The organism is Terrabacter sp. AAH1 (genome assembly GCF_054456855.1).
Genome location: NZ_JBTJJV010000005.1, coordinates 273889 through 294085 on the forward strand (window position 1 = coordinate 273889; position 20197 = coordinate 294085).

Annotated in this window: 17 protein-coding genes; 12 read left to right on the forward strand and 5 right to left on the reverse strand. The window is 71.7% G+C overall.

The annotated features are described in order from the left end of the window. Nucleotides 1-56 precede the first annotated feature (56 nt). From ACXR8F_RS11040 to ACXR8F_RS11050, 3 genes are all read left to right on the forward strand, one after another. Nucleotides 57-821 (forward strand): class I SAM-dependent methyltransferase, encoded by a 765-nt coding sequence (locus tag ACXR8F_RS11040; protein WP_458800424.1) that lies wholly within the window; start codon nucleotides 57-59, stop codon nucleotides 819-821. A gap of 54 nt (nucleotides 822-875) precedes the next feature. Continuing rightward, complete coding sequence (gene dinB, locus ACXR8F_RS11045) at nucleotides 876-2135, forward strand: DNA polymerase IV (protein ID WP_458800425.1); 1260 nt, start codon at nucleotides 876-878, stop codon at nucleotides 2133-2135. Between the two features lie 74 nt (nucleotides 2136-2209). Beyond that, nucleotides 2210-2608 carry a DUF3040 domain-containing protein gene (locus ACXR8F_RS11050; protein ID WP_045192519.1) on the forward strand — a complete coding sequence of 133 codons (399 nt, stop codon included), beginning with the start codon at nucleotides 2210-2212 and terminating at the stop codon, nucleotides 2606-2608. Nucleotides 2609-2643: 35 nt separating this feature from the next. Here the strand turns inward: ACXR8F_RS11050 and ACXR8F_RS11055 are convergent, their stop codons facing one another. Further along, entirely contained in the window at nucleotides 2644-3132 is a 489-nt protein-coding gene (locus ACXR8F_RS11055; RefSeq protein ID WP_052677451.1) for a DUF456 domain-containing protein, read from the reverse strand. Nucleotides 3133-3202: 70 nt separating this feature from the next. Next, complete coding sequence (locus tag ACXR8F_RS11060) at nucleotides 3203-3427, reverse strand: DUF7455 domain-containing protein (RefSeq protein WP_045192518.1); 225 nt, start codon at nucleotides 3425-3427, stop codon at nucleotides 3203-3205. 384 nt (nucleotides 3428-3811) lie between these two features. Between ACXR8F_RS11060 and ACXR8F_RS11065 the strand changes: the two genes are divergently transcribed. The 8 genes from ACXR8F_RS11065 to ACXR8F_RS11100 all read left to right on the forward strand — a co-directional run bounded on the left by ACXR8F_RS11065 (nucleotide 3812) and on the right by ACXR8F_RS11100 (nucleotide 13114). Further along, a complete protein-coding gene (locus ACXR8F_RS11065) occupies nucleotides 3812-5947 on the forward strand; it encodes a DNA gyrase/topoisomerase IV subunit B (protein ID WP_045192517.1) in 2136 nt (711 codons plus the stop codon). Nucleotides 5948-5987: 40 nt separating this feature from the next. Further along, nucleotides 5988-7526: an amino acid permease gene (locus ACXR8F_RS11070; protein WP_458800429.1), complete on the forward strand. Its 1539-nt coding sequence runs from the start codon at nucleotides 5988-5990 to the stop codon at nucleotides 7524-7526. Between the two features lie 106 nt (nucleotides 7527-7632). Continuing rightward, nucleotides 7633-8856 (forward strand): AAA family ATPase, encoded by a 1224-nt coding sequence (locus ACXR8F_RS11075; RefSeq protein WP_458800431.1) that lies wholly within the window; start codon nucleotides 7633-7635, stop codon nucleotides 8854-8856. Nucleotides 8857-8898: 42 nt separating this feature from the next. Continuing rightward, a complete protein-coding gene (locus ACXR8F_RS11080; RefSeq protein ID WP_458800433.1) occupies nucleotides 8899-9786 on the forward strand; it encodes a DUF58 domain-containing protein in 888 nt (295 codons plus the stop codon). Next, nucleotides 9773-10255, forward strand: a complete 483-nt coding sequence (locus ACXR8F_RS11085) for a hypothetical protein (RefSeq protein ID WP_458800435.1) — start codon at nucleotides 9773-9775, stop codon at nucleotides 10253-10255. Before ACXR8F_RS11080 ends, ACXR8F_RS11085 begins: the two co-directional genes overlap by 14 nt. Then, a complete protein-coding gene (locus tag ACXR8F_RS11090) occupies nucleotides 10246-11235 on the forward strand; it encodes a VWA domain-containing protein (protein ID WP_458800437.1) in 990 nt (329 codons plus the stop codon). The genes ACXR8F_RS11085 and ACXR8F_RS11090 overlap by 10 nt, the downstream gene beginning before the upstream one ends. Continuing rightward, complete coding sequence (locus ACXR8F_RS11095; RefSeq protein WP_458800439.1) at nucleotides 11232-12242, forward strand: VWA domain-containing protein; 1011 nt, start codon at nucleotides 11232-11234, stop codon at nucleotides 12240-12242. The genes ACXR8F_RS11090 and ACXR8F_RS11095 overlap by 4 nt, the downstream gene beginning before the upstream one ends. After that, the gene (locus tag ACXR8F_RS11100; RefSeq protein ID WP_458800440.1) at nucleotides 12239-13114 is read left to right on the forward strand and encodes a tetratricopeptide repeat protein; all 876 of its coding nucleotides are present in this window, start codon (nucleotides 12239-12241) and stop codon (nucleotides 13112-13114) included. The genes ACXR8F_RS11095 and ACXR8F_RS11100 overlap by 4 nt, the downstream gene beginning before the upstream one ends. Nucleotides 13115-13145: 31 nt before the next feature. Here ACXR8F_RS11100 and ACXR8F_RS11105 read toward each other — a convergent pair whose 3' ends face one another. The 3 genes from ACXR8F_RS11105 to ACXR8F_RS11115 are packed head-to-tail and all read right to left on the reverse strand — an operon-like array spanning nucleotide 13146 to nucleotide 17388. Continuing rightward, a complete protein-coding gene (locus ACXR8F_RS11105) occupies nucleotides 13146-14174 on the reverse strand; it encodes a sucrase ferredoxin (protein WP_458800441.1) in 1029 nt (342 codons plus the stop codon). Continuing rightward, nucleotides 14171-16711 (reverse strand): DNA gyrase/topoisomerase IV subunit A, encoded by a 2541-nt coding sequence (locus ACXR8F_RS11110; protein ID WP_458800442.1) that lies wholly within the window; start codon nucleotides 16709-16711, stop codon nucleotides 14171-14173. Before ACXR8F_RS11110 ends, ACXR8F_RS11105 begins: the two co-directional genes overlap by 4 nt. A 56-nt stretch (nucleotides 16712-16767) precedes the next feature. Continuing rightward, nucleotides 16768-17388 carry a nitroreductase family protein gene (locus ACXR8F_RS11115; RefSeq protein ID WP_458800443.1) on the reverse strand — a complete coding sequence of 207 codons (621 nt, stop codon included), beginning with the start codon at nucleotides 17386-17388 and terminating at the stop codon, nucleotides 16768-16770. Between the two features lie 88 nt (nucleotides 17389-17476). On the opposite strand from ACXR8F_RS11115, the gene ACXR8F_RS11120 reads away from it, so the two are divergent. Further along, nucleotides 17477-20173, forward strand: a complete 2697-nt coding sequence (locus ACXR8F_RS11120; protein WP_458800444.1) for a bifunctional acetate--CoA ligase family protein/GNAT family N-acetyltransferase — start codon at nucleotides 17477-17479, stop codon at nucleotides 20171-20173. Nucleotides 20174-20197: the final 24 nt, after the last annotated feature.

The following is a 20197-nucleotide window of genomic DNA, read 5'->3' on the forward strand; positions in this document are numbered from 1 at the left end:
CACATGCGCCACCACCTGCGAGACGGCGCGAACCACGCTCCCCGACGGAGGATCCCGTGCCCGACGACCAGCCCCGCCAGCGACGCGGAGCGGCCCGACCGTCGGCCGTCGTCTCCGCCGTGGGCCGCATCGCCGACGAGTGCGGCACCCGGCTCGGTCGCCCGCTCGAGGTGCTCGACCTGGGCGGCGGCACGGGCGGTGTCGCCGTCCCGCTCGCCGAGGCCGGTCACCGGGTCACCGTCGTCGACCCCAGTCCCGACGCGCTCGCCTCGCTGGCCCGCCGGGCCCGTGAGGCCGGCATCGTGGACCGCGTCACCGGCGTCCAGGGCGACGGCGACTCCCTCGACGGCATCCTCGCCGGCCGGCACGTCGACCTCGCCTGCTGCCACGGCACCCTCGAGTTCGTCGACGACCCAGCGGCCACGCTGCGCGCCATCGCCCAGGCCCTCGGCCGGGGCGGGGTGCTCTCGCTCCTCGTCTCCGGACGCCTGGCCGTCGTCTTCGCCAAGGCCATCGCGGGTGAGTTCGCCCAGGCGCGCGCAGCCCTCGTCGACCCCACCGGCCGGTGGGGGAGCACCGACCCGCTCCCGCGCCGCTTCGACGTCGAGCAGCTCGAGACCCTGCTTGCCGACGCCGGCTTCACCGACGTGGTGGTGCGCGGCACCAACATCCTCGGACACCTCGTGCCGGCCTCGCTCATCGACTCCGAGGCCGACCGCGCCGCCCTGGCCGAGCTCGACGACCTGCTCGTCTCCGGCCCGGGGCGCGAGTTCCTCCGCACCCTCGGCAATGCCCTGCACGTCGTCGCGCGCCGCGACTGACCCGGTGATCGGGGCCGGCCGGCCCACCCGGTCCTCCGGGCCGGGGGGTGCCGCATGAGCCGTCGCCAGTTCACCGCCCCGACCCGGGGCAGCTCCGAGCCGCCCGACGACACCGGCTGCACCGTGCTGCACGTCGACATGGACGCCTTCTACGCGTCCGCGTCGCTCATCTCGCGACCCGACCTGCGCGGCAAGCCGGTCATCATCGGCGGCGCGAGCGGCCGCTCCGTCGTGCTCTCGGCCACCTACGAGGCACGCGCCTTCGGGGTCACCTCAGCGATGCCGATGGCCCGGGCCCAGCGGCTGTGCCCCCAGGCTGTCATCATCGAGCCCGACCACCGCCGCTACGCCGCGATCTCCGAGGCCGTCATGGCGACCTTCGCGACGATCACCGACAGCGTCGAGCCGCTCTCGCTCGACGAGGCCTTCCTCGACGTCTCCGGCGCCGTACGCCGGCTCGGACGTCCCACGCGGATCGCCGAGCAGCTGCGTGACACCATCGCCGACGAGCAGGGCATCACGTGCTCGGTCGGCGTGGCCGCCACGAAGTTCGTCGCCAAGCTCGCCTCCAACCTCGCCAAGCCCGACGGGCTCATCGTCGTGCCCCGCGACGAGGTGGTCTCGTTCCTGCACCAGCTGCCCGTCGGTGCCATCTGGGGCGTCGGCGACAAGACCGAGGAGCACCTGCACCGGCTCGGCCTGCGGTCGGTCGCCGACCTCGCGCACACGCCCGTCGAGACCCTGCAGCGGGCTCTCGGCGACGTCGCCGGCCGCAGCCTGCACGACCTCGCCTGGGGGCGTGACCCGCGCCCCGTCGTCCCCGAGCGCCGCGAGAAGTCGATCGGTGCCGACGAGACGTTCGCTCACGACATCGACGACCCGGTCCGCATCCACCGCGAGCTGCTGCGCCTCTCCGACCGCACCGCGGCCCGGGCCAGGTCGGCCGGGATGACGGGGCGCACCGTCAGCATCAAGGTCAGGTTCGCCGACTTCACGACGATCACCCGCGCCAAGACGCTGCGTCACCACACCGACGTCTCACGCGACATCTTCGCGACCGCCCGCGAGCTCTACGACCGGCTCGGCCTCCAGCGGGCCCGCATCCGGCTCGTCGGGGTGCGCCTGGAAGGCCTCGTCCCGTCGGCCGTGGCACCCATCCAGGCCACCCTCGACGAGCCCGAGCACGGGTGGCGCGAGGCCGACCGTGCGGTCGACCGGGCGAGCGCGCGCTTCGGGGCCGGATCCGTGCGGCCGGCGAGCCTGATGCCTGACCGACCCTCGGGTTCCTTTCGTGAGCGGCGAGACCTATCCTGAGGTAAAGAAGTCCGCGTCGGCCGTTTCCGACATACGATTCGGGCACAGTCGATTTCGCACCAGGGAGGTGCCGAGTGGCACTCTCGGAACACGAGGAAGCACTCCTCCAGCAGATGGAGGAAGCCCTCTACGCCGAAGACCCGCGCTTTGCGTCGCGCATCGAGAAGACGAAGTCTCGAGGTCTCGGTCGAGGGCGCGTGGTCGCCGGTGTCATCGCCGGCGTGGCCGGACTGGCCCTCGTCGTGTTCTCTGCGATGAGCAGCGCCATCTGGCTCGGCGCGGTGGGCTTCGCGATCATGGTCGCCGGCATCGTCTACGCGATCACGCCTTCGAAGACCAAGCTGGCAGCGGTCGGTTCCGACGGCACCCCCAAGCCGCGTGCGGGCAAGGGCAAGGCTGCCCCCGCGAAGCAGGCGAGCTTCATGGAGCGCCTCGAGGAGCGCTGGGAGAAGCGTCGCCGCGACCAGTGGTGACCGGCCGACGGGCGAGCGCCGGCACCCTGTGACCGCTAGGGCCGTGTGAGGTAGACCGCGACGGCCCACGTCGCGATGATGGCGAACGCCGTCGCCAGCTCGATGCCGACGTTGAGCGCCACCGCGCGCATCGCCTGGGTCGTGGCGCGCCAGGCCGCACCGTGCTCACGGTGCTTGACCCGTTCGAGCAGGTAGACGGCGACGACGAAGCCGAGCGGCGCCCCCACGACCGGGACGACAAAGAATCCGACCACGGCGACCGCCAGGGCCACGGCCACGATCCAGCCCTCCACGCCCGCCGACCTCATCCGGCGCCCCGGGAGCAGGTACTGCGCGACGAGGCCCACGGCATACGCGACGGTGGCGAGGCCGAGAACGAGCCAACCCGGCCCGTCCTGACGTTCGAACGCCCACACGAGCGTCGCCCCCCAGACCACGAACAGTCCCGGAAGCACCGGGACGACGATGCCGACGGTCCCCACGAGCATCGCGAGCAGGACGATGACGTTCGTCGCGGTGATCACGAGGGTGCCGTCGGCGGCGTTCGGGTCGAGATGGGGTCAGGAAGGGCCGGGTCTGGTGTCTCTGCTGGTCTCAGCGTTCGTCGACCGGGGCGGAGGCCGGGATCTCGTTGAGCCGGTCCGTCTCGTCGCGGATGTCGAGCGCCTTGTCCTTCAGGGCCGGGAGGTGCTCCCGTCCGTGGTGCGCGCAGAAGAGCAGCTCTCCGCCGGAAACGAGGCGGGCGCGGATGTAGGCCTGAGCCCCACATCGGTCGCAGCGGTCAGCAGCGGTCAGTTCGGGTGCCAGTGCTGTCGTCATTCGTATTTCGCCTCTTTCCTCCCTCGGGGGTCCCCCGGAGGGAAACCCTGCCATGTACCTACGACGCTCGAGGGGTCCTCTCGGTGCACCACTCTCGCCTCGCGGACGTTCCAACAGTGAATCACGCGGAATGCTTCCCGATGGTGAGGCTCGGTAAGTGAGACGCCTTCGGACCAACATCGTTACGTGTCAGAGATTCGCCGGGCCCCCGCGATACGGATTGGTCGTCACCCAGTCCCATACCCGCTCGGCCTGCCTGCCGGGCGGGTGGCCGTGGCCAGCGAGCCTCCACGGGGCCGTCGGCGCGGGTGACTAGGCTGCCCCTGCCAGCCCTCCACAGCCTGACCCGCTGGCTGCTGACCCGAACGAAAGAGATCGACACACGTGGCCTCCGCCTCCCGTCCTGCTCCCTCCGGCAACGGCGACTACACCGCCCGCCACCTCCAGGTCCTCGAGGGCCTCGAGGCCGTGCGCAAGCGTCCCGGCATGTACATCGGCTCGACCGACCAGCGCGGCCTCATGCACTGCCTGTGGGAGATCATCGACAACGCCGTCGACGAGGCCCTGGCGGGCGTCTGCACCGGCATCGAGGTCATCCTCGCCGCCGACGGGTCGATCGAGGTGCGCGACAACGGCCGCGGCATCCCCGTCGACATCGAGCCCCGCACGGGCCTCTCCGGTGTCGAGGTCGTCTTCACCAAGCTCCACGCGGGCGGCAAGTTCGGTGGCGCGTCCTACGCGGCCACGGGTGGTCTGCACGGTGTCGGCGCCTCTGTCGTCAACGCCCTCTCGGCCCGCCTCGACGTCGAGGTCGACCGGGCCGGCAAGACGTACGGCATGAGCTTCCGGCGCGGCGAGCCCGGCACCTTCACCGACGTCAAGGGTGCGCCGCACTCGCCGGAGGCCGCGTTCACGCCCTACGAGCGCAAGAGCGCCCTTCCCGTCGTCGGCAAGGCCAAGCGCGGGGTCACCGGCTCGCGCGTCCGCTTCTGGCCCGACCGACAGATCTTCCTCAAGGACGCCGAGCTCGACTACGCCGCCATCCTCGGGCGCGCCCGCCAGACGTCGTTCCTCGTGCCGGGGCTGCGGCTCGTCATCCGCGACGAGCGCCGCCTCAAGGGCACGGCCGGCGAGGAGGGCCCGGTCGAGGAGGTCTTCCAGCACGACGGCGGCATCACCGACTTCGTCGAGTTCCTCGCGCCCGACACCCCGATCACCGACGTGTGGCGGCTCGAGGGGTCCGGCACCTTCACCGAGACGGTGCCGGTGCTCGACGTCAACGGCCACATGACCCCGACCGAGCTCGAGCGCGAGTGCGCCGTCGAGGTGGCGCTGCGCTGGGGCCAGGGCTACGACACCAAGCTCCAGTCGTTCGTCAACATCATCACCACCCCCAAGGGCGGCACCCACGTCGCGGGGTTCGAGCAGTCGCTGCTCAAGGTGTTCCGCAAGCAGCTCGAGGTCAACGCCCGCCGGCTCAAGGTCGGCAACGACAAGCCGGAGAAGGACGACATCCTCGCCGGCATGACCGCCGTCGTCACGGTGCGCCTCGCCGAGCCGCAGTTCGAGGGCCAGACGAAGGAGGTCCTCGGCACCAACGCCGTGCGCGCCATCGTGGCCAAGGTCGTCGAGAAGGAGCTGACCGCGCAGCTCACGTCGACCAAGCGCGGCGACAAGCAGCAGTCCGCGCTGCTGCTCGAGAAGATCGTCTCCGAGATGAAGTCGCGCATCAGCGCGCGGCTGCACAAGGAGACCCAGCGTCGCAAGAACGCCCTCGAGAGCTCCACGCTGCCCTCGAAGCTGCGCGACTGCCGCACCACCGATGTCGAGCGCTCCGAGCTGTTCATCGTCGAGGGGGACTCGGCGATGGGCACCGCGAAGGAGGCCCGCAGCTCGGAGTTCCAGGCGCTGCTGCCGATCCGCGGCAAGATCCTCAACGTCCAGAAGGCGTCCGTCTCCGACATGCTCAAGAACGCCGAGTGCGCGTCGATCATCCAGGTGATCGGTGCCGGGTCGGGGCGCAGCTTCGACCTCGCGGCGGCCCGCTACGGCAAGGTCATCATCATGACCGACGCCGACGTCGACGGCGCCCACATCCGCACGCTGCTGCTGACTCTCTTCTTCCGCTACATGCGTCCGCTCGTCGACGCCGGACGCGTCTACGCGGCGATGCCGCCGCTGCACCGCCTCGAGGTGATCAACGCGGGCGCCAAGAAGAACGACCTGATCTACACCTACAACGAGAACGAGATGCGCCGCACCGTGGCGCGGCTCGAGAAGTCCGGCAAGAAGATCAAGCAGCCGATGCAGCGCTACAAGGGCCTCGGCGAGATGGACGCCGACCAGCTCGCCGACACGACGATGGACCCGCGCCACCGCACCCTGCGCAAGGTCACGATGCGTGACCTCGAGGCCGCCGAGCGTGTCTTCGAGCTGCTCATGGGCAACGAGGTGGCCCCGCGCAAGGACTTCATCATCGAGTCCGCGGCCGAGATCGACCGCGAGCGCATCGACGCCTGACACCATCGCCGGCGACGGCCTGCCGGGTATGTCCCAGGACATGTCGACGTCTCCAGACCACTCAGTCCTGCGCACCAAGCCCATCGAGGACGTTCTGGCCCAGGCGGGTGGGCCCGACGGTGAGGGCAGCCCGGGCGACGGCGGTGGTCACGGGCGCCTCAAGCGGCGGCTCGGGGCGCGGGACCTCATGGGCTTCGGCATCGGGATCGTCATCGGCACCGGCATCTTCACGCTGACGGGCATCGAGGCGAAGAACCACGCCGGCCCCGGCGTCGTCATCTCCTTCGCCATCGCCGGGCTGGTCAGCCTCCTCGCCGCGCTCTGCTACGCCGAGCTCGCGTCGGCCGTGCCCACGGCGGGCTCCGCCTACACGTACGCGTACGCCACCATCGGCGAGCTGTTCGCCTGGATCATCGGCTGGGACCTCATCCTCGAGTTCGCCCTCGGAGCGGCCGTCGTGGCCCGCGGCTGGTCCGGCTACCTCCAGGAACTCTTCGACCTGCCCACCTCACTCTTCGGCGAAACGGCGCCCGTCAACGTCGGCGCCATGGCGATCGTCGTGCTGCTCGGCGTCGTGGCGGTGGTGGGCATCCGCGAGAGCGCGCGCCTGACGAACATCCTCGTCGCGGTCAAGGTGCTCGTGTGCGTCTTCGTCGTCGTGGTGGGTGCCTTCTTCGTCAAGGCCGCCAACCTCACCCCCTTCATCCCGGCAGCGAAGCCGGTGCCCGCCGACACCTCGGGCCTCCAACAGCCGCTGAGCCAGGCCCTCTTCGGCATCGAACCGACCGCCTTCGGCCTGGCCGGGGTGCTCACGGCCGCCGCGGTGGTCTTCTTCGCCTACACCGGCTTCGAGGCCGTCGCCAACCTCGGCGAGGAGACCCGACGCCCGGCCCGTGACCTCCCACTCGGCCTGCTCGGCACGCTGGGCGTGTGCACGCTGCTCTACGTCGGCGTCTCGTTCGTCATCACGGGGATGGTGCCCTACGGGCAGCTCAACGAAGGTGCCCCGATCGCGAGCGCCTTCGAGGCGGTCGGCGCCGGCTGGGCGGCCGCGCTCATCTCCGTCGCCGCCGTCGCCGGACTCACCTCCGTCATCCTCGTCGACATCGTCGCCATGGGCCGCATCGGCTTCTCGATGGGCCGCGACGGGCTCATCCCGCACTCGGTCGCCGCCGTCCACCCGCGGTGGGCCACGCCGTGGAAGATCACCATCGGCACCGTCGTGCTCATCGCCCTGCTCGCCGGCTTCCTACCGCTCAAGGTGCTGGCCGACCTCGTCAGCATCGGGACGCTGTTCGCCTTCGTCGTCGTCTCGATCGCCGTGCCGATCCTCCGGCGGACCAAGCCCGGTCTGCGCCGACCGTTCCGCGTGCCGCTCTCGCCCGTCGTGCCTGCCCTGTCCGCCCTGGCCTGTCTCTACCTCATGACGAACCTCTCGATCGAGACCTGGCTGCGGTTCCTCGTCTGGATGCTGCTCGGCTTCACCGTCTACTTCGCCTACGGGCGGCGCAACGCGCGGCTCAACCACGCCCGGGAGTCCTCGCCCGACAACCGACGCGACGCCTCCGTCGACCGCTGACCCGGGCCGGGTTGGGGGGAGTCACGGCGCCGCACAGCGTCGCGTGCTTACGATGTGTCCCTGCCGGCGCGACTCCCTCCGCCGGTACACGTCGAGAAGGGGATCGATGGTGGGCAACGTCAACGCTGAGGAGTCGGTCGCCGACGAGCGGTCGGACCTGCCCGAGAGCCCGCTCGACGGGCACGGCGAGACGTTCACCGTCGAGCTGCCCACCACGGGGGAGCGCCGGGACGAACCGGTCGCCCCGCAGGAGCCCGAGCAGCTGGCCGGCTCGCCGGACGCCCCCGACGAGGACGTCGCCGTGGCGGGCATCGGCACCGCTCACGAACGCACCGCGCCGGCGCCCGCTCGCTACCTCACCCCCGATGAGCTCCACTGGGCGGCCGAGACCGTCGAGGCCATCTCGACCGCCTTCGCCTCGAGGGTCGTCGGGCAGACCCGTCTGCAGGAGACCCTCCTGGTCGCGCTGCTGACCGGCGGGCACGTCCTGCTCGAGAGCGTGCCCGGCCTCGCCAAGACCACGGCCGCGCAGACCATCGCCCAGGCCGTCGGGGGACGGTTCCACCGCATCCAGTGCACGCCCGACCTGCTGCCCAGCGACATCGTGGGCACGCAGGTCTACAACCAGCACTCGGGCACCTTCGAGACGCAGCTCGGCCCGGTGCACGCCAACTTCGTGCTGCTCGACGAGATCAACCGCAGCAGCGCCAAGACGCAGTCCGCGATGCTCGAGGCGATGCAGGAGCGCCAGACCTCGATCGGCGACAAGAGCTACGCGCTGCCCGACCCGTTCCTCGTGCTCGCCACGCAGAACCCCATCGAGCAGGAGGGCACGTACCCGCTGCCCGAGGCACAGATGGACCGGTTCATGCTCAAGGACGTCCTCGACTACCCGTCCCCCGCCGAGGAGGCCGAGGTGCTCCGGCGCATCGACTCCGGCATCTTCGCCACGCCGGCAGACCCGGTCGTGTCCGTCGCCGACGTCAAGCGCCTCCAGGCACTCGTCTCCCGCGTCTACGTCGACCCGGCCATCGTCAACTACATCGTCGGCATCGGCTACGTCACGCGGCACCCGCGCGACTACATCGAGCCGCGTCTCGCCGGCTACGTCGACTTCGGCGCGAGCCCCCGCGCGAGCATCGCCTTCACGAGCGCGGCCCGCGCCCGTGCCCTCGTCGACGGGCGCAACCACGTCGTGCCCGACGACGTCAAGGCCCTGACGCACCGCGTGCTGCGGCACCGGGTGACGCTCGGGTTCGAGGCGGCCGCCGACGAGGTGGCCGTCGAGAGCATCATCGACGCGATGGTCGGCGGCATCCGCACCCCGTGAGGGGCGGAAGGCGAGCCGGGCCGGACTCACGAGGGACGTGACATGACGACGACGCTGCTGACGAGGGTGAAGAGCAAGCTCTTCGTCCACGCGCGCCGCAAGTCGCGCAGCCTGCTCGAGGGCGAGTACGCCTCGGTCTTCCACGGACGCAGCCTCGACTACGACGACCTGCGCGACTACGTGCCGGGCGACGAGGTGCGCGACATCGACTGGCGTGCCACGGCCCGCCACCAGGCGCCACTCGTCAAGCGCTACGTCGCGACCCGCAAGCAGAACCTCATGCTCGTCATCGACACCGGCCGCGGCATGGCGGCCACGACCCGCAGCGGCGAGCAGAAGAAGGCGGTCGCGGTGGCCGCCGCCGGGCTCGTCGGCTACCTCGCCCAGCGCCACGGCGACCTCGTCGGCCTCGTCCGCGGCACGGCCGGCTCGACCGTCGCGCACGACCTGCGGGGCAGCGAGGCGCACCTCGAGATGCTGCTCCGCGCCGTCGACTCGGCCACGGTCGTCGACGGCGACCAGAGCAACCTCGCGACCCAGCTGCGCTGGATCGTCCGCAACGTGCGCCGCCGGCTCGTCCTGCTCGTCGTGGCCGACGACAAGGAGCTCGACCCTGCGCTCGACGACCTGCTGCGTCGGCTGCACGTGCAGCACGAGATCCTCTGGATCACCGTCGAGGACGCCGACCCGACCGCCATCGGCGGCGACCGCACGGCATACGACGTCGCCGACACCTACACGCTGCCCACCCTGGTGCGTCTCGACCCGAAGGTCCGTGCGGCGTACGCCGCCTCGGTGGCCGAGCGCGTGCGCCGCACGACGGAGCTGCTCGACCGCCGCGGCATCAACCACGCGCGCCTCGGGTCGTCGGACGAGGTCGTCCAGACGATGTTCGCGCTCCTCGAGAGGCAGCGCCGTGCGCGCCGCTGACGCGCCCCCGCCGGGTTTCTACGCGCCCGACCCGTATGCCGCCCGGTGGCTGTGGATCGGCGTCGGCGTCCTCGCTCTCGTTGCCGCCTGGTACGCGTGGGTGTGGTGGTCGACCCGCGAGAAGAAGGTCGTCGTGCCGCCGCGGGTCACCACCGACCGCCTCAGCCGGCTGCGCGCCGACTACACCCGGCAGATCGACCTCGTGCTCCAGCGGGCTGCGGCGGCCGAGATCACGCAGCGGCGCGCCCACCAGCAGCTCAGCGTGCTCGTGCGCCACTTCGTCCAGGAGGTCTCGGGCATCCACGCGCCGACGATGACGCTCACCGAGCTCAACGCCCGGGGTGCGCGGCTCACCCCGGTCTCCGAGGTCGTCGGCACCCTCTACCCGGGGGAGTTCGCTCCTCGCGAGACGGCCACGCTCGTGGGCGCCGGCGACGTCGCGAAGCAGGTGGTCGCGCGGTGGAGCTGAACGGAATCGACCTCAAGTACCCCGCGGTCCTGTCGCTGGGGGTCCTGCTGGCGCTCGCGCTGGCGTTCGGGGTGCACCGGATGATGTCGCGGCGCTCTGCCCGGTCCGCGGCCGCCGTCGCCAACTCGACGGCCCTGACCGAGCTCCCCGAGTACCGCCGGGCGCTGCGGCTGCACCGCATCCGCATGGCGGTGCTCGCCCTGAGCGCGGTCCTGCTCGGAGGGGCCGCCCTCGTCGGTGCGGCGCGGCCGCTCGACACGACCATCGACAAGCCGCAGACCCGCAGCCGCGACATCATGCTGTGCCTCGACATCTCCGGCTCGATGGCTGCCTACGACGCGACGCTCGTCGCCACGTTCAAGACGCTCGTCAAGAGCTTCGAGGGCGAGCGCATCGGCCTCGTCATCTTCAACTCGTCGGCGGCCACGGTCTTCCCGCTCACCGACGACTACGACTTCATCAACGACGAGCTCGACACCGCCACCAAGGCGCTGAGCGGCGACCCCGAGCTCGACTCGTTCTTCGCCGGCACGTTCAACGGCCGCGGAACCTCCCTCATCGGCGACGGCCTCGCCACCTGCGTGTCCAGCTTCGACAAGGTCGACCTGCAGCGCGCCCGGTCGGTCGTGTTCGCCACCGACAACCACGTCGCCGGCCGGCCGATCATCGACGTCGACGAGGCGGGCGAGCTGGCCAAGGCCAAGGGCGTCCGCGTCTACGGGCTCAACCCCGAGGAGGACGGCCCCGACGACGAGGCGCTGGAGATGCGCGAGGTCGTGACCGGCACCGCCGGCCAGTACTACGCGATGGGCGACCAGTCCGCCATCAAGGGCATCGTCGACGCGGTGCAGGCCCAGGAGGCCACCCTCATCGACGCCGCCTCGCGCTCCCTCTACTCCGACAACCCGACGCTGCCCATCGCGCTGGCCGGTGTCGGCCTGCTGGGAGTGGTCGGGGCGAGCCGGAGGTGGGCCTCATGACCTTCCTGCCCGTCGCGCCGTGGCCGGTCCTGCTCGTGCTGCTCGTCGCCGCCCTCGCGGCGATCTGGTGGAACCCGTCGTCCCGCACCGTCCCGGGGGAGTCGCGCGCGACGCACTGGCGGCTGACCGCCGCGGCGCTGCTGCTGGGCCTCGCGGCGGTGCGGCCGGCCGTGCCGGGCGAGCAGGTCGACACGACTGCCGCCAACCTCAACGTCTACTTCGTCGTCGACACGACGAGCAGCATCATCGCCGAGGACTACGGCGACGAGCGCCCGCGCATCGAGGGCGTCGCCGCCGACATCGCCGACATCGCGGAGGCGTTGCCCGGCGCACGCTACTCCGTCGTGACCTTCGACCAGGACGCCCGCGTACGCCTGCCGCTCACCACCGACACGACGGCCCTCGATGCGGCCGTGGAGACGTTGCTGCCCGAGTCCTACGAGGTGTCGCGTGGCTCGTCGGTCACCCAGGCGAAGGACCGCCTGAAGTCGCTGCTGGAGCAGGCGGCCTCCCGCGCACCGGAGCGGGGGCGAGTCGTCTTCTACCTCGGCGACGGCGAGCAGACCGCTGCCGAGCCGCCCGCTCCGTTCGACGTGCCCAAGGGTCTGGTCAACGGGGGCGCGGTGCTCGGCTACGGCACCACCGAGGGCGGTCGCATGAAGGCGACCCGATCGCGGTTCGACTCCACCCGTTCCTACATCAAGGACCCCGCCACGGGGGAGGACGCCAGGTCGGTCATCGCCGAGGACACCCTGCGCGCCATCGCCGGGCAGCTCGGGCTGGCCTACCTGCACCGCGATTCGGGCGACTCGATCGACCCGGCCGTTGCCGGGATCGACCTCGAACGCTTCGGCACGAGCGAGGAGATCGAGAGGCAGAAGGTGCTGGCCCGGCGCGACCTCTACTGGCCGCTGCTCATCGGCGTCGCCGGGATCGCCGCGTGGGAGGTCGGCGCAGCGTCAACCGCGCTGCTCCAGACCCGCCGACGCAGGGAGTCGCGCCCATGACGATCCTCGACGAGCGACCCCCCGGACGCGAACCCGCCGCCGACGGCACCGCGGGCGAGCCCGCGACGACGGCGCAGCAGGGCCCGTCGCGAGGCCGCTTCGGTCGTCTCCGTCGGCCGCACCGGCCGCTGCCGCCCCACCTGCGACGGCGCCGGCGTCGGCTCCTGCTCGCGTCGGCACCGGTGGTCGTGCTGCTGTTGCTCGTGGCGGCGCGCCTGCTCTCCCTCAACCTCGTCCACGCCCAGACGCTGGCCGCCTACGAGGCCGGCGACAAACCGCGCACGCTGACCTGGGGGGAGCGGCAGGGCTGGGTCAACGTGGTCGAGCAGTTCCGGTCACCGTTCGCGATCGGTGACGCCCACGTGCTGTCCGGTCACTTCGAGCTGGCCAGGCCGTGGTTCGAGCAGGCCTTCGAGCAGGTGCCCAAGGGCGGCATCGACGACTGCAAGGTGCGCGTCAACCTCGGCCTCACCTACGAGGCGCTCGGCGACGCGGCCAAGGCGCGTGAGCGCACGGACGAGTGGAAGCAGTTCTACGACAAGGGCATCAAGATCACCAAGGAGCGCCCGCCCCTGTGCGAGGCGCCCGAGGGCGGCCAGACCGGCGACCAGCTCCAGCAGGCCCAGCAGCGCATGGAGCAGAAGAGCGCCGACGCGCCGCCCCAGGACCAGCAGCAGAACGACGACCAGCAGCAGCCGGGACCGAGCCAGCCCCCGCAGCCGACGCCCGATCCGGGCAACACGCCGAGCCAGGAGGAGCAGGACTACCTCAAGGAGCAGCAGCGGCAGAACACCATCGAGCGCAACCAGCAGCAGCAGGGCGACGAGACGGTGCCCGGGGACGGCTCGCAGTCGTACCCCAAGCCCTGGTGACCCCGAGGCTGGTCTCTGCGGCCGAGCTCGGCTAGAACCAGGCCTCGAGGGTCGTCGCGCGGTGCTCGAGCACGTCGACGGCCTTCTTGCCGCAGGACTCGGGGCGCGAGCGGTCGGCCGGCACCCGGGTCACGGCGACGCGCCAGCGCCGCCCGTCGGTGTGGTTCACGATGACCTCCCACCCGGTCCCCTGAGAGCCGGAGGGCTCGGCGTCCGGGAGGGCAACAGGGTCGTCGGCCCAGAGGGCCGCGAGGCGCGTCTCGCCCGTCTCGGCGCGGACGTGGGACTCGGCGCACTGCGACGGACCCGGCACGCCGGAACGGCCACGGTCGTGCAGCGGTCCGACGAGCTCGGTCGGGAGGTGGCCGGTGTCGCTGGCGGCGAGTACCCGCTCGGCGCCGTGGTCGTCGAGCCGGGCCAGGGTCTGGCCCCAGGGCAGCAGCACCGCCGTCGGAGCGAACCGGTGGCCGCCGGTGTGCGACACCTCCCACACGCGACCTGGCGCGAGCCGGGCGGCGTGCGCCGCGAGCGGACGGCCCCGCACTGCGCAGCAGACGTCGCGGCGCCCGTTCGTGCAGACGAGCAGCGTCGGCTCGGCCGACCCGGACCCCGGCAGCGACGCCTGCACGAGCGAGCGGCTGCCGCGCGCCAGGGCACCCCAGTCGAGGCCGAGCAGGCTGCCGATGTCGTCGACCTCCGCGGACAGCAGCCACGCATCCTGTGGGCGCGTGCCGGCGTGGGCGAGCAGCACCCGCCGCGGGCCGTCGTGCGCGGGGTGCCCGCCGGGCCGGCGGATGAGCATGAACCGTCCGCCGGCGTGCGTCGTGCGTGCGTCGAGCTCAGCGCCGAGGTCGCGGTCGAGGTGCGACTCGCGTGCGGCGTCGCGGCCCCAGGGTCCCGGCTGCTCCACCACGACGAAGAACCGGGCGGTCGCGGCGGTGCCGTAGGCGCTCGTGCCGTCGCGGTCCCACTGCACCGAGCAGGCGTCCGCGGCCGGACGGCCGTGACCGCTGGTGGCCGGGTGCTCGTCGAAGTCCGTGACCTCGGTCGCGTCGCTCACGTCTGGCCCTCCTCGGGATCGGGTGCGTCGTCAGGGGAGACGTCGACGGCCTCGGCTGAGGCCGCTCCGGAGCCACTTCTCCGTTCGGTGGCCGGGGGAGCGGAGACGTGCGCGATGAGCGCCGTGGTGGGCACCCCGGACCCGTCGCGGCGCCCGTCTGCGGCGGGCAGCTCGATGGCGACGCCGTTGGCGGCGGCGGCCCGCGCCGGGGTGTTGCCGGCGAAGGCGAGGACGAGGGTGTCCTCGCCCTTGAGGAACCGGTGGCACCGGACCCCGCCGGTCGCGCGTCCCTTGGCGGGGTACTCGGCGTACGGCGTGACCTTGATCGAGCCGCCCTCGGTGCCCGGGAGCGCCCCCGACGAGCCCGCCGAGGTGACGACGACGCCCTCGCGCCGCGGGTCGACGATGCCGAAGAACGCGGCGCGGGCGCCGGCGGCGAGCTTGATGCCGGCCATGCCACCGGCCGACCGGCCCTGTGGGCGCACCGACCGGGCCGGGAAGCGCAGCAGCTGCGCGTCGGTCGTCACGAACACGAGGTCGAGGTCGTCACGGTCCGCGACACCCGCTCCCACGACCCGGTCGCCGTCCTTGAGGGAGATGACGTCCCAGTCGTTGCTCTTGGGGGCGTCGGGGGTCACGCGCTTGACCACACCGGCGGCGGTGCCGAGCGCGACCACGGGAGCGTCGGCCCCGATCGGCACGATCGTCACCGGCTCCTCGCCCTTCGCGAGGTCGACGTAGGCGGCGAGGGGAGCCCCGCCGGAGAGGCTCGGGGCGCCGTTCGTGGGAGGCAGGGTGGGCAGGTCGAGAGCCGAGAGTCGGACCATGCGCCCGGCCGAGGTCACGAGCCCGAACTCGCCGCGGGCCGTGGTGGGCACGGCGCCGATGACGACGTCGTGCTTGGAGCGGGACCCCTCGGCGAGGACCGGCTCGGCGGAGCCCGTGCGGGCGAGCAGACCGGTGGACGACAGCAACACCCAGCACGGGTCGTCGGCGATCTCGAGCGGCGAGCTGGCGGTGGCGGCCGCGCTCGCACCCGAGCTCTCGAGCAGCACGGTGCGGCGCGGCGTGCCGTGCGCCTTGGCGACGTCGGCGAGCTCGGTCGAGACGAGCTTGAGCAGCAGTTTCTCGTTGTCGAGCAGGGCGCGCAGCTCCTCGATCGCCCGCTCGAGCTCCGCCTTCTCGGTCTCGAGCTCGATGCGCGAGAACTTCGTGAGGCGGCGCAGTTGCAGGTCGAGGATGTAGGTCGCCTGCGCCTCGGAGAGGTCGAAGACCTCCATGAGGCGGGCGCGCGCCGTGCCGGCGTCGTCGGAGCTGCGGATGACCTGGATGACCTCGTCGATGTCGACGATGGCGATGAGCAGGCCCTCGACGAGGTGCAGCCGCTCCTCGCGCTTGGCCAGCCGGTGCTCGGTGCGGCGCCGCACGACCGTGGTGCGGAAGTCGACGTAGACCTTGAGCAGATCCTTGAGCCCCATCGTGCGGGGCTGCCCGTCGACGAGCGCTACGTTGTTGATGCCGAAGTTCTCCTCCATCGGCGTCAGCTTGTAGAGCTGCTCGAGGACGGCGTCGGGGTTGAAGCCGTTCTTGACCTCGATGACGAGGCGCAGCCCGTGCTGGCGGTCGGAGAGGTCCTTGAGGTCGGCGATGCCCTGCAGCTTCTTGCCCTGAACGAGGTCCTTGACCTTGTCGATGACCTTCTCGGGGCCGACGAGGTAGGGCAGCTCGGTGACGACGATGCCCTTGCGGCGCGGGGTGATCGACTCGATGCGGGCGGTCGCGCGGGTGCGGAAGCTGCCGCGCCCCGTGAGGTACGCGTCGCGGATGCCCTCGAGGCCGACGATCTTGCCGCCGCAGGGCAGGTCCGGCCCCGGCACGAACTTCATGAGGTCCTCGAGCGAGCACGAGGGATTCGCGATGAGGTGGCGCGCGGCGCCGATGACCTCGACGAGGTTGTGCGGCGGCATGTTGGTGGCCATGCCGACGGCGATGCCGGCCGCGCCGTTGACGAGGAGGTTCGGGTACGCGGCGGGCAGCACGCCCGGCTGGTACTGCGTGTCGTCGTAGTTCGGGACGAAGTCGACGGTGTCCTCGTCGAGGGAGCCGACCATGAGGAGGGCGGCGTTCGCCATCCGCGCCTCGGTGTAGCGGGCCGCGGCCGGACCGTCGTCGAGCGAGCCGAAGTTGCCGTGGCCGTCGATGAGGGGCAGGCGCAGCGTGAAGGGCTGGGCCATGCGTACGAGGGCGTCGTAGATGGCCTGGTCCCCGTGGGGGTGGTACTTGCCCATCACCTCGCCGACGACGCGCTGGCTCTTGACGTGACCGCGGTCGGGGCGCAGACCGAGCTCGTTGGCGCCGTAGAGGATGCGTCGCTGGACCGGCTTGAGGCCATCGCGCGCGTCGGGCAGGGCCCGGCTGTAGATGACGCTGTAGGAGTACTCGAGGAAGGCGTTCTGCATCTCCTCCTCGACGTCGATCCCGACGATCTTCTCCTCGAAGTCCTCGGGCGGAGGCGGGGTGGTCGTGCGACGGGCCATGCCGGGTGGTGCTCCTTGCCGCTAGCGGGTGAACACCCCATCTTCGCGCAGGCCGCTCACGCGTCCTCACCTGCCACGCCGAAACGGCCCCAGTGGGCCACCTCGGGGCCGCTCCGTCGGTGGCGGCGCAGGCTCGGGCTCCTGGGCCCCGGGACGGCGTACCCGATCGAGACGACGCCGATGATCGTGCGTGACATGGGGATCGCGAACGCCTTGTGCACGGCCGCGTGGCGCTCCGGCGGCACGCCGAAGAAGAGGCTGCCGAGGCCCTCGTCGGTGGCCGTGAGCAGGATGAGCAGCGAGGCCATGCCGGTGTCGACGTCCCAGTAGGGCACCGGCCACCGTGCTTCGTCACGGTCGGTCCAGCCCTTGTCGGGCGCCGCGTAGCGGTCGAGGTAGGCGTCCTTGTGCGAGAGGCACAGCACGAGCACGGGTGCCTTGCGTATGCCGTCGAGCCAGCGGTCGCTCGGGGTCCCCTCGTCCGTCGTGGCAGCCCAGAACGTGTCACGCTCCTGCGGGGTCGTGAGCACGAGGAAGTCCCAGCCCTGGCTGAAGCCGGCGCTGGGGGAGCGGACGGCGTTGGCGAGGCACCGCTCGACGACCTCCCTCGGGACGGGTCGGTCGGGGTCGTAGCGGCGGACCATGCGTCGGGCGCGGACGACCTCGCTGAACTCCATCCGCACAGAGTGCCATCCGGCCCGTCGTGGTCCCGCGCGTCCCGGCATGTCCGGTGCGCCGTCGCGCCGAGGTGACAGGATGTGCCCCATGGAGGGTGGCGAGCTCGATGACACCGCGGCGATGGAGCGGGTCTCGGCCCGGGCGGCGGGTGCGCCCGTCGAGTGGGAGGCCGACGTCGTGCTCCGCGACGGCTCCGTCGCGCACATCAGGCCGATCACGCCCGACGACGCCGACGGCATCCGCGCCTTCCACAGCAAGCAGTCCGAGGAGTCGATCTACCTGCGCTTCTTCGCGCCGCTGCGCGAGCTGAGCGAGCGGGACGTCCACCGGTTCACGCACGTCGACCACCACGACCGGGTCGCCCTCGTCGCGACCCTCGACGGCGAGATCACCGGGATCGGGCGCTACGACCGCATCAACCCGACCTCGGCGGAGGTGGCGTTCAACATCTCGGACCACTTCCAGGGCAAGGGCATCGGCTCGGTGATGCTCGAGCACCTCGCCGCGATCGCCCAGGAGATGGGGATCACGAGGTTCGTCGCCGAGGTGCTGCCCCAGAACCGGAAGATGCTGACGGTCTTCAAGGACGCCGGCTACGAGGTCACGCACCACATCGAGGACGGTGTCGTCGAGGTCGCCTTCGACATCGAGCCGACCGAGCAGAGCAAGGCGGTGCAACTCTCGCGCGAGCACCGCGCCGAGTCGCGCAGCATGCGCACCATCCTCTTCCCCGAGCGGGTCGCCATCATCGGCGCCAGCCGCCGCGAGGAGTCCATCGGCGCGCTGGTGATGCGCAACATCCTCGCCGCCGGCTACCAGGGCGAGCTCTACCCGATCCACCGGGTGGCCGAGCAGGTCCAGGGCCTCAAGGCCTACCCGAGCATCCTCGAGACGCCCGAGCCCGTCGACCTCGCGATCGTCGTCGTGCCGGCCGCGCAGGCCATCGACGTCGTCAAGGACTGCGGCAGGGCTGGGGTCAAGGCGCTGCTCGTGCTCTCGGCCGGGTTCGCCGAGGCCGGTGCGGAGGGAGTCCTGCTGCAGGAGAAGCTCCGTCGCCGGGTGCGTCGGGCCGGCATGCGCATCGTCGGGCCCAACAGCTTCGGGCTCATCAACAACGACCCGGCCGTGCGGCTCAACGCCACCCTCGCCTCCGTCATCCCCGACTCCGGACGGCTCGGCCTCTTCGCGCAGAGCGGCGCCCTGGGTGTCGCGGTGCTCGCGTCGGCGGCCAGGCGAGGGCTCGGGATCTCGGTCTTCGCCTCGGCCGGCAACCGCGTCGACGTCTCCGGCAACGACCTCATGCAGTACTGGATCGACGACCAGGGCACCGACACCGTCGGCCTCTACCTCGAGTCGATGGGCAACCCCCGCAAGTTCTCGCGCATCGCCCGGGCGCTGGCGGCGGTCAAGCCGGTCGTCGTGGTCAGCTCGGGCGTCTCGAGCTTCGCGGCGCCGCCCGGGCACCGCACCCGGATCACCAACGTGCCGCCGCAGGCGTTCGACGCCCTGCTCCGGCAGGCCGGCGTCATCCGGGTCGAGAACGTGCACCAGCTCTTCGACGTCGCCCAGCTCACGCTGCACCAGCCGCTCCCCAAGGGTGACCGGGTCGCCATCGTCGGCAACTCCGACGCCCTCGGCGCCCTGAGCGCGAGCGCCTGCGTCAGCTGGGGGCTGCGGGTGACCCACGGGCCCGTCTCCCTGCCGCCGCAGGCGTCGGCCGAGGAGTTCGCGGCCGCGCTCGACGCCGCCTTCGCCGACCCGGAGGTCGACAGCGTCGTTGCCGCGTTCATCCCGCCCCTCGTCACGCAGGACGAGGAGGTCCACACGGCCGTCCGCAACATCGTCGCCGACTATGAGAAGCCCTGTGTCGCAACGTTCCTCGGCATGCGCGGGGTCGGTGACGGACTCTCGTACGACCAGGACGGCATACGCAGGTCGGTGCCCGCGTACGCGATGCCCGAGGACGGCATCCGCGCGCTCAACGCGGTCACGAGGTACGCGTTGTGGCGCCAGCGTGACCGTGGCACGGCGGTCTCTCCCGTCGGCATCGACCGGCTGCGCGCCGAAGCGCTCATCGACGGCTACCTCGCCGGGAGCAGCGAGGGTCGCGCGCTGACGCGCGAGGAGGCTCGCGAGCTGCTCGGCGCGTACGGCATCCGGGTGTGGCCCGCCGTGGAGGTCACCGGCGTCGAGGCTGCCGTCGCCGCTGCCGACGAGCTCACCTACCCCGTCATCCTCAAGTCGACCTCGCCGGTGGTGCGCCACCAGCCCGGACTCGTCGGCGTGCGCGGCGACCTCGTCGACGCAGAGGCGGTCCGCAACGCGTATGCGTCCCTCAGCGAGCGGCTCGGGCCGCTCGTCGCCGACCGGTTCGTCGTGCAGCGCATGGCCGTGCCCGGTGTCTCGACCGTGATCCGCGCGAGCGAGGACCCGCTCTTCGGTCCCGTCGTCAGCTTCTCGGTGGCGGGGCCGCCCACCGAGCTGCTCGACGACGTGGCTCACCGCATCCCGCCGCTGACCGACGTCGACGTCACCGACCTCATCGACGGCGTCAAGGCGGCGCCCCTGCTGAACGGCCACCGTGGCGCGGCCCCCGTCCACCGGGCGGCGCTCGCCGACCTCGTCGCACGGCTCTCGGTGCTCGCCGACGACCACCCGGAGCTCGCGTCGGTCGAGCTCAACCCGGTCAACGCGTGGACCGGCGGGGTCGACGTGCTCGGGGCCGAGGTCGTGGTCCGGCCCGCTCTCGTGCGCAAGGACCCCGGGCGTCGCCGCATGACCTGAGACACCCACTCGGCACGTCAGTGC

What these genes read in the sequence shown, in the direction of transcription:
- ACXR8F_RS11115 (WP_458800443.1), bottom strand. Translation starts at nt 17,388, where the DNA reads ATGGAGTTCAGCGAGGTCGTCCGCGCCCGACGCATGGTCCGCCGCTAC.
- ACXR8F_RS11060 (WP_045192518.1), bottom strand. Translation starts at nt 3,427, where the DNA reads ATGACGACAGCACTGGCACCCGAACTGACCGCTGCTGACCGCTGCGAC.
- ACXR8F_RS11070 (WP_458800429.1), top strand. Translation starts at nt 5,988, where the DNA reads ATGTCGACGTCTCCAGACCACTCAGTCCTGCGCACCAAGCCCATCGAG.
- ACXR8F_RS11120 (WP_458800444.1), top strand. Translation starts at nt 17,477, where the DNA reads ATGGAGGGTGGCGAGCTCGATGACACCGCGGCGATGGAGCGGGTCTCG.
- ACXR8F_RS11075 (WP_458800431.1), top strand. Translation starts at nt 7,633, where the DNA reads ATGGTGGGCAACGTCAACGCTGAGGAGTCGGTCGCCGACGAGCGGTCG.
- dinB (WP_458800425.1), top strand. Translation starts at nt 876, where the DNA reads ATGAGCCGTCGCCAGTTCACCGCCCCGACCCGGGGCAGCTCCGAGCCG.
- ACXR8F_RS11080 (WP_458800433.1), top strand. Translation starts at nt 8,899, where the DNA reads ATGACGACGACGCTGCTGACGAGGGTGAAGAGCAAGCTCTTCGTCCAC.
- ACXR8F_RS11100 (WP_458800440.1), top strand. Translation starts at nt 12,239, where the DNA reads ATGACGATCCTCGACGAGCGACCCCCCGGACGCGAACCCGCCGCCGAC.
- ACXR8F_RS11110 (WP_458800442.1), bottom strand. Translation starts at nt 16,711, where the DNA reads ATGGCCCGTCGCACGACCACCCCGCCTCCGCCCGAGGACTTCGAGGAG.
- ACXR8F_RS11095 (WP_458800439.1), top strand. Translation starts at nt 11,232, where the DNA reads ATGACCTTCCTGCCCGTCGCGCCGTGGCCGGTCCTGCTCGTGCTGCTC.